This window comes from Floridaenema fluviatile BLCC-F154, assembly GCF_041929135.1.
Taxonomy (GTDB): domain Bacteria; phylum Cyanobacteriota; class Cyanobacteriia; order Cyanobacteriales; family Aerosakkonemataceae; genus Floridanema; species Floridanema fluviatile.
On the sequence record NZ_JBHFNS010000060.1, the window covers coordinates 13,347 to 27,366 of the forward strand.

The following is a 14,020-nucleotide window of genomic DNA, read 5'->3' on the forward strand; positions in this document are numbered from 1 at the left end:
TTGACCAACTACCAACTACCAATTACCAATTTTTGCTATGTTCTCTCAAGTTTATTACGTCATTCGTTCTACAACTGATGGTCGTTATTTAGTCGCCCATCCAGAAATCAATTCCGAAACAACAAATTCCACAGGTTATTTGTTAATCTTTTCTCAAGATTTTGAGGCATTAAGTTACTTAAATACTCATGGTAAAGATGTGGCAAATCGCTTCGCCGTTGAATCTGTTCCCGGAAGTCAACTGAAAAATCTGCTAAAACGCTGGGGTTTTGCGGGCGTGGGGGTGGTGCGTGACCCGCTTTTGCCAACTATTGAGTTTTTTGCTCAAATTTAACGCTATTGCTCTCTATTCCTTCTGGTTGAGTTTGAATGAAGATTTTCATCGATCCAGATATATCTAGCTATAGATGCTAGAGCGAGAAAAATATGAGCAAATAGTAGGAGGTTGTTGAAATGAGCTTTGTTTAGCGATTATCAATAACTGCCTGTTAAATTTTAGCTTAATTAGAGAGGAGAAGCCTACTATGCGCTTTATCAATTTTAATCTTGCCAATTTACTCCGCCGCGTTCGGTTTTTCGTAGCTGCTTGTGTCTGTGCTTTGCTGCTAGTAGCTTATGCTTCACCTGCTTACAGTGCTACTTCTAACCCCAGAGAAGGTGAAGCTAATTTGTTAGAAATTGAAGGGAAATCTCAAGATGCCATTTCTACTAAAAATCCCTCAGATTTCGGTTTACATAAACAAGTCAAGGAAACCAATCCAGGGTTGAATGAAATCCAGGGAACTGCTGACGCTGATAAGATGAAACGCCCAGAAAATACTGCACGTAATACGAAGTCTGTTGAACAAATTATTGGCAACACTTTGGAAAAAGCTACTGGTGAAAAGTAATCCCAAAATTTAAATAGAATCAAGCAAGAATATATTTTATTTCCTTGCTGTAGAAAGTAGAAAAGGGTGGGCTGGTTGTCTACCCTAATTTTTTTGGAGGTTTCGGACTCGAAAAGTTAAATAAGTCAAAAGGCAGATGTGCAATAAATAAACACAGATCAAAATTCAAAAAACGTGCTGGAAAAAATCGATTTTCCCCAGTAAAATGTGAATTGATTCAAAAAATGGGTAGTATTATCTACTCTATTTTCAAATTCCAGCTAAAATACTGAGGATGCCGGAATGAGCAAACGCGCAGATTATCGCTTTCCAGATCGAGTGTTGATGGCAAGTTCATCGGCTTCCCCTAAACCAGCGTTAGCATTTAGTGATGCGATCGCACTAATAATAGGTATTGTAATTGGTGCGGGGATTTTTGAAACTCCCGCTTTAGTTGCGGCTAATGCCGGAAGTTCGCCTTTAATAATTTTGCTGTGGTTAATTGGCGGCGCAGTATCTTTTATTGGTGCTTTATGCTGGGCAGAATTAGCTACAACTTATCCTGATGCTGGGGGCAATTATTATTACTTGCGTCGGGCTTTTGGGAAGAATGTCGCCTTTCTCTTTGCTTGGGCGAGAATGACGGTAGTTCAAACTGGTTCTATTACTTTGTTAGCATTTATTTTTGGTGATTATGCTACTCAGTTGTGGAAGTTAGGTGATTATTCTTCCTCGCTTTATGCGGCAATAGTAATTGTTGCTTTGACGGCTTTAAATATTGTCGGAGTTCAGCAGGGAAAGTGGACACAAAACTTGTTAACTTGGGCTAAAGTTTTGGGTTTGGTATTAGTAATACTTTGCGGTTTATTTCTAACTTTTCCTGTGGAAGAAGCGGCAAATTCGGGAGAAAGAACCTCTGGTTCTTGGGGGTTATCCATGATTTTTGTATTGCTAACTTATGGCGGTTGGAATGAAGCGGTTTACATTTCGGCTGAGTTGCGAAATGTCCGGCAAAATATGGTGCGATCGCTATTAGTTAGCATCAGCATAATCACCGCGATTTATCTGTTAATTAATTTCGCCTATCTCCAAGGTTTAGGTGTTACAGATATGGCGAATTCTCAAGCAGTAGCAGCAGATTTAATGCGAAGGGCAATTGGTAAACCTGGGGCAATATTTCTGAGCGTATTAATTGCTATTTCTAGTTTAGGAGCAATTAACGCGACGATTTTTACCGGGGCGAGAACTAACTATGCTTTAGGGCGAGATTTTTCTGTATTTAGTTTTCTGGGAAAATGGCAAACTAAAAACAATAGTCCGGTGAATGCTTTAATAGTGCAAGGTGCGATCGCTCTTTTCCTAGTTTTATTAGGTACTTTGACACGCAAAGGCTTTCAAACAATGGTAGATTACACCGCCCCAGTATTTTGGTTCTTCTTCCTCCTCACCACAATTTCTTTGTTCATTTTACGTTGGCGAGAACCAGAAACTCTTCGACCATTTCAAGTTCCTTTCTATCCTGTAACCCCAATAGTTTTTTGTTTAATTTGTGGTTATTTACTTTACTCTAGTCTTGCTTATACTGGAGTCGGCGCATTAGTCGGAGTAGCAATGGTAATCATTGGCGCACCAATATTAATTTGGCATAATCGTCAAAGAGTTTGAGCAAAATTAGTTCATCAAATCAGGAGTAAAAAATGCAGTTGCAACCAATTAAACTGTTACTAATTGCTGGTGTTAGTATTAGCGGTTTACTATTTGCTGGATGTACTCAACCTGCTCAGAAAAGTGACCAAGCTAAAGCAGAAGTAAAACAACAAACACCCAATGTTATCGCTCAATTAGCAGTACCAGAAAAAGATGTACCTTTCGTACCAACACCAGAAATAGTTGTAGCAGAAATGCTCAAACAAGCCAAAGTTGATAAAAACGATGTACTTTATGATTTGGGTAGTGGTGATGGCAGAATTGTAATTACAGCAGCACAAAAATTCGGCGCGAGAGGCGTGGGAATAGACATCGATCCCGAATTAGTGAAAAAAAGTCAAGAAAATGCTCAAAAAGCGGGAGTAGCTGACAGAGTAAAGTTCATGCAACAAGACTTATTTAAAACCGATCTCAGCGAAGCAACAGTTGTCACTCTTTACTTACTTCCTGATGTAAATTTAAAACTTCGCCCCAAATTACTTTCGGAATTAAAACCTGGTACAAGAGTGGTTTCTCATAACTATGATATGGGTGAATGGAAACCAGAAAATGTGGTAAAAGTTAAAGGGCCAAGATATGAACACACTGTTTATTCTTGGGTAGTTCCGAAAGAAATTCCCGCGAATTTACGTCCGACACCTGCAACTACTCCAACACCTCAATAAAGTAGGGTATGTGACGGCATTTCTTTAATATTTCTCATTTTAGGAATTTCGCCGTCACGCACCGCCTTTAGGTAAAATTAATTTAGTAAGAATAATGTTTATAGAAGACAGAGATATCAACGCCACTTAAGCGAGTTACTGAGTTAACGATTTTAGTAGTCGGTGAATTGGAAGTTTAAGGATTTTTCAGATAACTCTCTCTCAGGTAGATGTAACAAACTGTAACGATGTTCGAGAATCGTAGATATTGAGACGAGAACGAACAAGATTCATGATTTCCAATATTGAGGCTAAACCAACAAATCAATTACTACCTACAGAGTACGATCGCGCCGAGCAAAAATTCATTCAACTGCTGGAAACAGAAGATTTAGACAGCAAACTAGCTGCACAGTTAGTCAGCGCCAGTGAATTTGAAAAAGCCCTGAATCAAGCAATTGAAACTGCTTACATAAAAGCAACTGAAAATGATTCAGCACATCTCTTTTTGCAGCGCATTCTCTATCGAATTAATCGTTTAAAACTGTTTTGGTATGATGATTTGCGGCACTACACTAATGAGCGATCGCTTTACTTAAAAAAAGTACTTGACCAAATCGAGGAAGCTTGGCAAAAGTGGGAAACAGCACAATTCGATTTAGAAGAATATCAACAAATAGATGATATTAAAAAAGCACTGTGCGATCGCTTTAATGCTGATGTCGATCCTCCAGTGTCTGCGGATGATTTATTTTATCGCGATCGCGTCACCGAAACAGGTTATCGGCGTTTGATTGCGATCGGATCTCTCGATGGCTTAGTGGAAGCAAGTCAACTTTCCCGCACTCTCGGCGGAGTCGGTAACGAAGTCCATTCCGTATTAACACGATTACTAATCGAAGAATACGGTGGTGGTCGCCTTCACCGCAAGCACTCTTCCCACTTTACAACTATGCTGGAAGAACTAGGAATGCTCTCCCGACCAGAGGCATATTTTGATTTAGTTCCTTGGCAACTTCTAGCCGTAATTAATCATAGTTTTCTGCTAACTGAACGCAAACGCTACTTCCTGCGCTACATTGGCGGACTGCTTTACGGAGAACTTTCCGTCCCAGCCACCTTCCGCAACTACCAAGCCGCTGGCGAACGACTAGGATTATCAACAGCAGCGATGAGTTATTGGAATCTACACATTAAAGTAGACGAACTGCACGGTCGCTGGATGTTAGATGATGTTGCTTTACCACTGGTAGAACAGTATCCCGCTGATGCTTGGGAGTTAGTTTTTGGTTACGATCGACAGCGGTTTTTGAGCGATCGGGCTGGCACTGCCGTAACCAAATCAGTACGCCAAGCCGAACAATTATAAATAGTGTAAGGTGCGTTATGTTATCACTAACGCACCATCTCACAATCTTTAAAAAAACTACAAACTAGTCATTAACTTGACTAACTCAGTAGATAAATTACCTGAAGAAACCGACTCTTTTGTAAATAAAACACCTGCCAAAAGGTAGATATTTTTTGAGTAAAAAGCCCGGTTATTTCGGCGTAATTCTTGAATTCTGTCTTTAACCTTTGGTTCAGAGCTATAATACCCAAATTGTAGAGGTGAAATAGCGAAATCGGAAACCACGTAATCATTTGCTAGAGCATAGTTAACTAATCCTTGTGGATTTGAATAACTAGAAACTAGAACTAAGACATTTTGATAGTTTAAAGACAAAAGCTTTTTAGTAACAGTAATTCCCTCGATTCCTCCGTGTAATAAGGGTTGGTAAAGTTTGTTATCTAATGCTGGAAGATAGGGCGGATTTGATACAAGATAAGTGGCATCAGGTTTAGCAGCATCAAATAAGCAACGATTGTGGATGATATAGCGATCGCCCAACTGATACTCTTTAATTTTTGACTCGGCAACTTGACAAGCTAAACTATTAAGCTCAAATCCATGTATAATTCCGTCAAATTCGCTTCTCAGCAATGACTTAATAACTGGACTCCCATCCCCAGAACCAAATTCTAAAATCGATTCCGAATTAACACAATTCTGCAAAACTAATGTTTCTAAGCAGTGGGAATAAAAATGGGATTCTTCGGGACAAAAGAAAACATCTTTTAACGGCTGAGAAGTGGTAAGCATACATCTCTTAAATAAGGAACTATACAAAACTTAATTTGTAAGTAATGTTACCAACATCTATCATGGGAACTATAAGTATATATTCCTCCTTAGTTAGATGAAAATTAGTTAGATGAAAAGATATGTAATTTTTGGATTTGCGATCGGAATAACAAGATTTTTGCCGAAGAAAATTTTTCCTCTTACTTGGAAATTTCATCGGGAGTTTCTACTAATAATGGAGTTTTGTTTTCTGGATCTGAATGTATCCAGAGAGCAATCATACCTGCGATCGGGATTGACAGAAAGATTCCTAATAATCCAGCGATTCGTTCACCAATAAACAAAGCCAAAAATAGAAGAACTGGATTTAATTCTAGTGCATCCCCCATAACTTTAGGACGTATATAATTATCTTGAATTTGAATTAGCACAATGGAGACAATCAACACTCTCAGAGCTACCGCGATACCTTGAGAGGCAAATACTAAAAAAGTAACTACTATGACTCCCAGAGTTGCGCCAATCCCAGGAATTGCATCAATTAAGCCAATAATAATTGCCAAAATTAGGGAATATTCGACTCCTAAAAAGGGATAAATCAAAAGAGTAGTAGTTGAGAGAAACAACATTAATAGTAATTGTCCGCGGATAAAGCCGAGAAAGCTTTTTTCAAAAGTGATGGCAAAGCGATCGCGATAAGCTTCTGGGAGAAATTTTAGACCAGAACGCCAAAGTTTACCGCCATCAATTAGCATATATAAACTAATAACTGCCCCAAAAACTCCGATAAAAACGCTGGAAAAGATGCTTTGCAAAATGACTAAACCAGTTGCCAAACCTGTTTTTAAAGTATCAACTACTTTGCCGATATCTACTTGTTTCAAAACATCCCGAAACGGCAAAGAGTTTTGCTGATTTAGGACATCTCCGATATCAGAGATTAAACTTTGTCCCTGACTTAGTACTTGCAATCCAACGATCGCAATCAACCCAGTTAATAGGATAATTGCGCCAATAAAGGTAATGGTAATAGCCGCTGCTCTCGGCATATAACGTGATAGCAAAACTACCGGATAATTTAAGAGAGCGGCAAAAATAGCTGCGGCTGTAAAAAGAGCGATCGTACTGTAGAAATAATTAATCAAAATGACAGTAATCCAACCACAGCCAAACAGCAAAATGTACCGTAAAAGAGTAGAGTTATTGAGGTTTTGCCACCAATGAGATGATGACTGAGGTAATAACGGTGGGCGCATAAAGAGTAAAAAAGATAATTTTACTGAAACGGACTAATTTTGATATCTAAAAAGCGATCGAGTAAAGCATTCCTCCAGGCAAACCGCAAAACAACAGCCCAGATTAAGGCAACTAAACCAATCCCTAAATAATGAATGAAATCAAGAGGATAAATTTCAAAAAAGTTCCGCGAAAATGGCACTGCCAAAATCAATAAATAAACTAATAAAACATTACCAGCCAATAAAGAGTAACGCAAATCTCGGCTTAAAGGTTCACCACCTACAAATACAGTTGTTGGTGGTTTGAGGAATGGTAGTAAAAGTAATCCGGCAAACACCTGCATTGTGATTAATGCTGTTTCAGCAATTCTTTGTGCTCTCACAATTTCCGCAACTGTAATCAAGTTTCCGATTTCTTCTACAGGAATTTCACCTCTAAACCATTGCAAAATAGGTGTAATGTTTTCTGCCAAAAAGAAGAGATAAACCAGAATACTTGCCAAAGATAAAGTTAGTGTGGCGGGTAGAACAAAGTGTAAAAATGAATCTCCTTGAATCCCTTTTGGTTTGCGAGGTTTTGCCCATAAGGTGACGAAAAAGGGTGGAATGCCGACAGTAAGAAAAGTGACGATCGTCCCAGTTTTAATACTAAAAGGAAATGACAAAGTAATCATGCCAATAGCAACGATCGCAAAAATAAAAGAAAAGATTCGCACCATAAACAACTTACTAATATCAGCAACTCCATTGCGAATTCGTTGTCCTTCGAGGAAAATTTTCGGGAGGACGCTAAAATTATCATTTAGTAATACAATATCAGCCACACCGCGAGTTGCTTGAGAACCACTTTCCATCGCTACGCCTACATTTGCTTGTTTGAGTGAAAGCACATCATTTACCCCATCACCCATCATGGCAACGTAGTGATTTCGAGATTGCAAACTTTGGACTAATTTAGCTTTTTGTTCTGGAGTAATCCTGCCAAAAATTGTACTTTTTTCCGCAGTTTGGGTAAAAACAGCATCATCCATTTCCGCTAATTCTTGTCCTGAAACAGCAATAATGTCATTACTTAAACCAGCTTGTTTTGCCAACGCCGCTACAGTTGCAGGATTATCACCAGAAATAACTTTGACTTGAATTCCTGCTTGACGAAATCCGGCTAAAGTTTGATAGGCATCCGATCGCAATTCATCGCCAAAATAAAGAATTCCCCAAGGTTCAAGATTAGGCGGTAACTCTGGATTTCCGGCTGAATCTTGCAATTCTGTAACAGTGGAACTGTAGGCAAATAAGAGAACGCGCAATCCTTTTTGAGCACCTTCTTGAATGTAATTTTGAATGTTTTCAGGAAGTGACATTGCATTGTTTAAAATCTCTGGAGCACCCAGGATGTAAACTCCTGGTGAATCTGCAAAAGCGATCGCACTCCACTTATGCGCCGAACCAAAAGGTACTTCAATTTTCACTGGGCGTTTTTCGGCAGGTAAAGCATTAATAATTGCCTCATTAGTTTTGTTGCTAGTAGAGACACTGGCAGCATAATTGCCCAAAATTAGTTCTAGCTTGGTGCGCTCGATCGCGATCGGATAAACTGTTTGCAAATTAATTCGATTTGTAGTTAGAGTGCCCGTTTTATCCAAACACATCACATCTACATTACTAATAGATTCCACCGCATTTGCTTGTTGTACTAAAGCACTTTTTTCCGCAATTCGTACAGCCCCCAAAGCATAAGAGAGGGTAATCATAAAATATAAACCAATGGGTACTAAACCAACAATTACAGCAATGTTTTGGATACCTACAGTAATCGAAGTTACGCCTAAAAACATTCGTAAAGCTGTAATTGTACCCAGGACGATCGCCACACCTAACAACAAACGAATCATCATATTGATATTACGTTGCAAAGGTGTCAAAACCTTGCGAAACTTCCGCGCTTCAGCAGTCATTTTACTAGCAAGACTTTCAGCGCCAACTTTTTCCGCTGTATAAAAAGCAGTACCAGTGACACAAAAACTACCAGAAAAAACTCGATCGCCCGCCTGTTTACCAATCAAATCAGATTCACCCGTCAGCAAAGATTCATCTACTTTAATATTGCCCTCACCAACAACAGCGCCATCAACCACAATCTGATCGCCCGGACGCACTACCAACACATCACCAACAACAATTTCTGCTGGATCGATTTCCCTTTCTTGCCCTTCCCGAATCACGCTAGCTTTTGGGCGAGTAATCAAAGCAATTTTATCAAGTTTCTGTTTTGCCCGAACTTCTTGAATCAGGTTAATTACCACATTCAACAAAACAACAAAGGCAAGTACTAGCACATCACTAGCACGTCCTAGTGCAATCAGCACCAGACTCAGGAAAAAATACGCACCATTAATGAAAGTGAACAGGTTATCCCGCAAAATTTCCCGGTAGGTGCGACTGGTTTGAATTGAAATATCATTTCCTTTTCCAGCTGCACGACGATTACCCGCTTCTTGATTTGTTAGTCCTTGAATTTGACTTTGGGTAGATTGCATGATTTCCAATTAATCAGGTGACTGCTGCCAATATGGTAATAGTATGCAACATTATTTCTTTTTTTAGAATAAAGGCGATCGCAATTCTTCGGGAGCATCCCATTTTGATAAATATATCTGTAGGGGCGAAGCATTCCGGTAGTAAATCTCTGTTTTTAATCAATAGCTTATCTACCGGAATGCTTCGCCCTTACAAAATTGGGATGCTCCCAATTCTTCTGCTTCTTGGGAAATCTCCAAGTCGCTGCTAATACCAATTCTCTGTAAAATTGCACTTAATCATAGCCTCTCCCTGTAGACAGGGAGGGGTTGGGGGTGGGGTGAATTAAGCGCATCTTCATAGGTAATTGGTATAATAAACTGTTATCTATACGATCGAAAATTGGTTTAACAATAGAGAAATATTGAGGATGGTTTTCAATGTAAATATCAGGCAAGATAGCTAATCCGGTATCACTATTTAAAAAAGAGTGTCAAACGGGAAATAGCAATTCAAGAAAATTTTAGGGGGTTGAGGCTATGACCACCCAACACTGAATTCAACGGAGAGGGTGGGATTTGAACCCACGATGACGTTGCCGCCATAGCGAATTTCGAGTCCGCCGCATTCAACCACTCTGCCACCTCTCCAAAGGCAAGCATAGATCATTATATCATTATTTCTCAATTTTATAGCAACACATTGTAACCTTCTGTCAATTCCAAAGTAGTTTCAAACGTCCCACTCGGTTTCCACTGAACTGCACCATCTTTACCAGTAACGAACATCTTAATTTTGGCTTGATTCACATTTGCCAAAGTTTCTAAATCAACCTCATCCGCAGAGACAATCACTACTTTTGGTTGTACCACCTTTAACAACTCTGCTGTAATTCGTTTTCCCGATGTCCAAAGAACATCAACTTTAGGGAACTTTTCCGTAATTAACAACTGTTTTTGTTCATCTGCTTTTAACGATCCGATGAATAACCAATTTTGTCCATCAATTAAAAGTTGTAACATTGGGGCTTCGGAATTAATTAATCTAGTCAAAGTTGTGCCAAAAGTCATTATCTGACCTAAAGTTAAAGGTTGATAATTCCCGTGACGTACTTGCACAATCTTTTGAATTTCTGTTTGTCCCGGATAACCATTTTCAGCCGATGAATTACTGTAGAAGTTAGCAATAGGTAAATGTCCCAAAATTGTTAACCAACCACTTCGATCGTCATTTATCGTATCAGTAGCGATCGCCCAATCAATTTTATTCACTCCTTGATGCTGTAAAAACGGAATAATGTCATATCTTGCCGTACTCGCATCACCACTATTAACTAAAGTTACTTTTCCCTTATCTTGAATTACTAAAATAGGTTGTTTACCCGATTCTAAAATAGTTGCTTGAAACAAAGCAGTTTGCGTTTGCCAAACCGGAATTACAATCAAAGTTACTGCCAACAAACCAGCAAACCACCAATAATTTCGCCACCAGCTAAACAAGCAAACTAAAGCAATTAAAATATATAAAACTAATAGCTGATATTGAGAAATTGCCCCTACCGCTACCGAATTTCCTGGTAACTCATAAAAGAATTCTACCAACGAAATCAGCCCATGAGTAGGGTAATAAAGGAACCAAGCAAGTGAACCACCTGCGATCGGCCAAAGCACCCCCAAAACTGCACTAATAAAGCCGCCAATACTGAGAATAGTTACAAATGGTGTAGTAAGTATATTGATGGGAATACTATAGGGAGAAATGATTTTAAAAACATACAATTGTAAAGGCAAAGTCCAAATAGAAGCAGCAATAGGAATAGCGATCGCTGCTGCCAAAACAGGTGGCATCCAATCCAACCTTTTAATAATTGCTGGTACTGTTACCAACAATCCTAAAGTTGCCAAAAAACTCAATTGAAAACTTAAATCCCAAATCCAAGTAGGATTCAAAAGTAGTAAAAAAGTAGCAGCAAACAACAAAGAACCGATCGGCTTAATTTTCCTTTGTAACAATGGCGCAATTAAAGCCGCCGCCCCCATAATCACTGCCCTTAATATAGGTGCTTGTGGCCCAGTCAAAGCCATAAAAATTCCTAAAGCGATTACTCCAGCGATAAATTGCGATCGTACAGATAATCCTTTAGTTAACAATAAAACCACATATAAAATTAACGAAACCTGAAAACCTGAAGCCGCCAAAGTATGAGCCAAACCAATTCGAGTAAACTGATCTTTAAGTTCCACAGGTAGATACAAATTAACCGATTGACTACCCAAAACCATCGCACTCACCAAAGGCCCTTCAGGAAAACCTAAACCGCGAGTATGAGAACGAATAATTCTTTGTCGAATCGCCCACCAACCAATTTTCGGCCCTTTTTCCTCAGTCAAAAACTCAACTTTTCGCCCTGACAAACCAGCAAAAGAACCTTCTTGCGCTAAATAAGTCCGAAAATTAAACCCACCAGGATTACTAACTAATTTAGGTTTATACAACCTACCCATCACCGCAATTCTTTGATTAGGATGTAACCCAGTTGCTTGCAACAAAGGCACAGTTACATATAATTTTCCCGAAACTGGTTTACCCAAATCTATTGGGCCATCTTTACCAATTACCTCATTCAGTTGACTTACTTGAAACCAAAATTGTGCCCTTCTAGTGCGAGTCAGGCGAGGCATACTTTCCACCGTACCCCTAACTGTAACTAACTGTTCCATAGCACCAGTTTCCCGGCTAATATCATTAGTTGCAGGTCTTGGTACCCTCGCCTGAAAATATAAAGCCGCTGCTAATCCCACCACTCCAGCTACTAACCAAATCCAAGGTTTTGGCCCTTTGCGCCAAAATCGAGGCACAACTAGCGTTGCTACAATTCCTAAAATTAGTACAGCAAATCCTCCCCAAGGAAAAGGAAATATTGTAGATAGCAACCCAACGATATAGGCTAAACAAAGAATAAAAGCAATATTGGCTGAATTCATGGAAAAAGTTAAGTTTTAAATGGACAAACCCAATTTGAATCCCAACACTGTATGAAGAAATAACAAACACAGCGCAGCACTTCCCAGATAAGCATGAATTGTGCGAAGTGCGGATTTGTTACCTCCAAACTTACTAATAGAAATCGCACCATTAATGCCCAGCAAAATCAACACAATTGAACCCGTCCAAAAATGAGGACTTTCCAAAATTGGCTGATGTTGCATTACTAAGGATAGCAGCCCCCCAGTGTAGCCCAGCGCCAAAAATAAAAACATCCAAGGTGCTAATTTACGATGTTGACACTCCTCGCCCTAAAAGTGCGAGGATTCTTGGTTCACAGACTCGCCATAACCTAGCAGGATGGCTCCAACTAGGCTAGAGGGCAAATCTCCCCAAGCTTTAGATCCGGTATGCCCTACCGTACTTAATGCTAATTTCAGGATATTAATTGCGGCGGTCAGAAAGACTTTTTATGCCAGTTTCTCGATCGGCAACTACTCGTCCTCGCCATCCTGCTAATCCGACAAAGCTACCCATTACTAAAGATAACGATCGCCATCATTGCTGGATGTCCCCAATGTTCGATCGGTTCAGGAATACCCAATCCTCTCAATTGTGCCGCAATAGGTTCTAAAAGCTCATTCAGATTAGTCATATATCCTAACTATCCCATCAATAATTAATGGTGAGCAGCTTGGGTAAAATTTTTCCCGCTTACTTCACCAAATAATTAAGATACCAGTTCCACAGGTGTTTGCAGAGATGGTTGTGACTTCAGTAACGGAAAACCAAGTTTTTCTCTTTGCTGCACATAAAGCTGCGCCACTTGTCTCGCCATATTCCGAATTCTGCCAATATACCGAGTCCTCTCAGTCACAGAAATCACACCTCTAGCATCCAGCAAGTTAAAAGCATGAGAACACTTTAAAACATAATCCAAACTAGGCAAAACCAATCCTCTAGCAATTAACTGTTGTGCTTCCTGTTCATACAAACCGAACAAAGTAAACAGTAATTCTGGATTAGAAGCTTCAAAGTTATAAGTACACTGTTCAATCTCCCCTTGCAGATGCACATCTCCATAAGTAATCTCATCCGTCCATTGGATTTTGGTCATCGCCTCAGTTTGCTGGAGATACATCGCTAACCGTTCTAATCCATAAGTAATTTCGATCGAAACCGGACGACAATCAATACCCCCACACTGCTGGAAGTAAGTAAACTGGGTAATTTCCATCCCATCCAACCAAACTTCCCAACCAGTACCCCAAGCACCTACCGCCGCGTCCTCCCAATTATCCTCCACAAACCGCACATCATGATCTTCCGGGCGAATCCCCAAAGCCCTTAAAGAATCAAGATAAATTTCCTGAATATTGTCTGGTGAAGGCTTAATTAGAACTTGATACTGATAATAATGTTGAAACCGATTCGGATTCTCCCCATAGCGCCCATCACCCGGACGACGACAAGGTTCCACATAAGCCACCGACCAAGGTTCTGGGCCCAGTGCCCGAAGAAAAGTATGAGGATTCTTTGTCCCGGCACCCTTTTCCATATCGTAGGGTTGGGCGATTAGACAATTGCGATCGCTCCAGAACCGATTCAGAGTAGCAATAATTGATTGAAAATTCACAACTTTTCCTTACCTGAGTACTCTAACTGTTTCTCTCACTCACTCATTCTGCCCTAAAACTGCCTCCAGATGGGACTTTGAGGACTTCCCCAAAAAAGTTTTGCCAAAGAGTTGACAAACCATTGTGAGGTTGGTAGATTAGTAAAGCGGTCGAGAGAAAGCCGAGCGAAAGTGAAGCACTCCAGAGCGCCCGAACCTAGAAAAAAGTATAGTTTGAAAGCCAAAAAAAGCCAAACTCGTCAAAGAAAAATATAAAAGTTTCCTTTCGGGGAAACGAAAGAGTCAAGTTATCAAATCAA

Annotated in this window: 10 protein-coding genes, 1 tRNA gene and 3 pseudogenes; 5 read left to right on the forward strand and 9 right to left on the reverse strand. The window is 39.8% G+C overall.

The features are described 5' to 3' along the window. The first annotated feature begins 37 nt into the window (after window positions 1-37). From ACE1B6_RS16005 to ACE1B6_RS16025, 5 genes are all read left to right on the forward strand, one after another. Complete coding sequence (locus tag ACE1B6_RS16005; protein ID WP_413258248.1) at window positions 38-334, forward strand: hypothetical protein; 297 nt, start codon at window positions 38-40, stop codon at window positions 332-334. Between the two features lie 190 nt (window positions 335-524). Continuing rightward, on the forward strand, window positions 525-890 hold the full coding sequence (locus ACE1B6_RS16010; protein ID WP_413258249.1) for a low temperature-induced protein: 366 nt from the start codon (window positions 525-527) through the stop codon (window positions 888-890). A 282-nt stretch (window positions 891-1,172) separates the two neighbouring features. Further along, window positions 1,173-2,534, forward strand: a complete 1,362-nt coding sequence (locus ACE1B6_RS16015; RefSeq protein ID WP_413258250.1) for an APC family permease — start codon at window positions 1,173-1,175, stop codon at window positions 2,532-2,534. A gap of 32 nt (window positions 2,535-2,566) precedes the next feature. Continuing rightward, the gene (locus tag ACE1B6_RS16020; RefSeq protein ID WP_413258251.1) at window positions 2,567-3,241 is read left to right on the forward strand and encodes an SAM-dependent methyltransferase; all 675 of its coding nucleotides are present in this window, start codon (window positions 2,567-2,569) and stop codon (window positions 3,239-3,241) included. A gap of 271 nt (window positions 3,242-3,512) precedes the next feature. Further along, window positions 3,513-4,589, forward strand: coding sequence for an iron-containing redox enzyme family protein (locus ACE1B6_RS16025; protein WP_413258252.1), 1,077 nt, complete (start codon window positions 3,513-3,515; stop codon window positions 4,587-4,589). Window positions 4,590-4,646: 57 nt separating this feature from the next. Here ACE1B6_RS16025 and ACE1B6_RS16030 read toward each other — a convergent pair whose 3' ends face one another. The 9 genes and pseudogenes from ACE1B6_RS16030 to glyQ all read right to left on the reverse strand — a co-directional run bounded on the left by ACE1B6_RS16030 (window position 4,647) and on the right by glyQ (window position 13,721). Then, complete coding sequence (locus tag ACE1B6_RS16030) at window positions 4,647-5,363, reverse strand: SAM-dependent methyltransferase (protein ID WP_413258253.1); 717 nt, start codon at window positions 5,361-5,363, stop codon at window positions 4,647-4,649. A 182-nt stretch (window positions 5,364-5,545) separates the two neighbouring features. Further along, complete coding sequence (locus tag ACE1B6_RS16035) at window positions 5,546-6,601, reverse strand: AI-2E family transporter (protein WP_413258254.1); 1,056 nt, start codon at window positions 6,599-6,601, stop codon at window positions 5,546-5,548. 20 nt (window positions 6,602-6,621) lie between these two features. Next, window positions 6,622-9,120, reverse strand: coding sequence for an HAD-IC family P-type ATPase (locus ACE1B6_RS16040; protein WP_413258255.1), 2,499 nt, complete (start codon window positions 9,118-9,120; stop codon window positions 6,622-6,624). Between the two features lie 543 nt (window positions 9,121-9,663). Beyond that, window positions 9,664-9,750: transfer RNA gene (locus ACE1B6_RS16045), tRNA-Ser, on the reverse strand. Window positions 9,751-9,789: 39 nt separating this feature from the next. Further along, window positions 9,790-12,084 carry a ComEC/Rec2 family competence protein gene (locus ACE1B6_RS16050; protein ID WP_413258256.1) on the reverse strand — a complete coding sequence of 765 codons (2,295 nt, stop codon included), beginning with the start codon at window positions 12,082-12,084 and terminating at the stop codon, window positions 9,790-9,792. A 15-nt stretch (window positions 12,085-12,099) separates the two neighbouring features. Further along, window positions 12,100-12,381, reverse strand: a pseudogene (locus ACE1B6_RS16055) (DUF4079 domain-containing protein); the annotation flags it as partial. A gap of 15 nt (window positions 12,382-12,396) precedes the next feature. After that, window positions 12,397-12,546, reverse strand: a pseudogene (locus ACE1B6_RS30100) (RNA-guided endonuclease InsQ/TnpB family protein); the annotation flags it as partial. Beyond that, window positions 12,542-12,740 (reverse strand): annotated as a pseudogene (locus ACE1B6_RS30105) (DUF4079 domain-containing protein); the annotation flags it as partial. The pseudogenes ACE1B6_RS30105 and ACE1B6_RS30100, both read right to left, overlap by 5 nt. A gap of 75 nt (window positions 12,741-12,815) precedes the next feature. Then, entirely contained in the window at window positions 12,816-13,721 is a 906-nt protein-coding gene (gene glyQ, locus ACE1B6_RS16065; RefSeq protein ID WP_413258258.1) for a glycine--tRNA ligase subunit alpha, read from the reverse strand. Window positions 13,722-14,020: the final 299 nt, after the last annotated feature.

Excerpts from the sequence above, each read along its gene's own strand:
- ACE1B6_RS16030 (WP_413258253.1), bottom strand. The coding sequence starts at position 5,363 with ATGCTTACCACTTCTCAGCCGTTAAAAGATGTTTTCTTTTGTCCCGAA.
- ACE1B6_RS16015 (WP_413258250.1), top strand. The coding sequence starts at position 1,173 with ATGAGCAAACGCGCAGATTATCGCTTTCCAGATCGAGTGTTGATGGCA.
- ACE1B6_RS16035 (WP_413258254.1), bottom strand. The coding sequence starts at position 6,601 with ATGCGCCCACCGTTATTACCTCAGTCATCATCTCATTGGTGGCAAAAC.
- ACE1B6_RS16020 (WP_413258251.1), top strand. The coding sequence starts at position 2,567 with ATGCAGTTGCAACCAATTAAACTGTTACTAATTGCTGGTGTTAGTATT.
- ACE1B6_RS16040 (WP_413258255.1), bottom strand. The coding sequence starts at position 9,120 with ATGCAATCTACCCAAAGTCAAATTCAAGGACTAACAAATCAAGAAGCG.
- ACE1B6_RS16025 (WP_413258252.1), top strand. The coding sequence starts at position 3,513 with ATGATTTCCAATATTGAGGCTAAACCAACAAATCAATTACTACCTACA.
- ACE1B6_RS16010 (WP_413258249.1), top strand. The coding sequence starts at position 525 with ATGCGCTTTATCAATTTTAATCTTGCCAATTTACTCCGCCGCGTTCGG.
- ACE1B6_RS16050 (WP_413258256.1), bottom strand. The coding sequence starts at position 12,084 with ATGAATTCAGCCAATATTGCTTTTATTCTTTGTTTAGCCTATATCGTT.
- ACE1B6_RS16005 (WP_413258248.1), top strand. The coding sequence starts at position 38 with ATGTTCTCTCAAGTTTATTACGTCATTCGTTCTACAACTGATGGTCGT.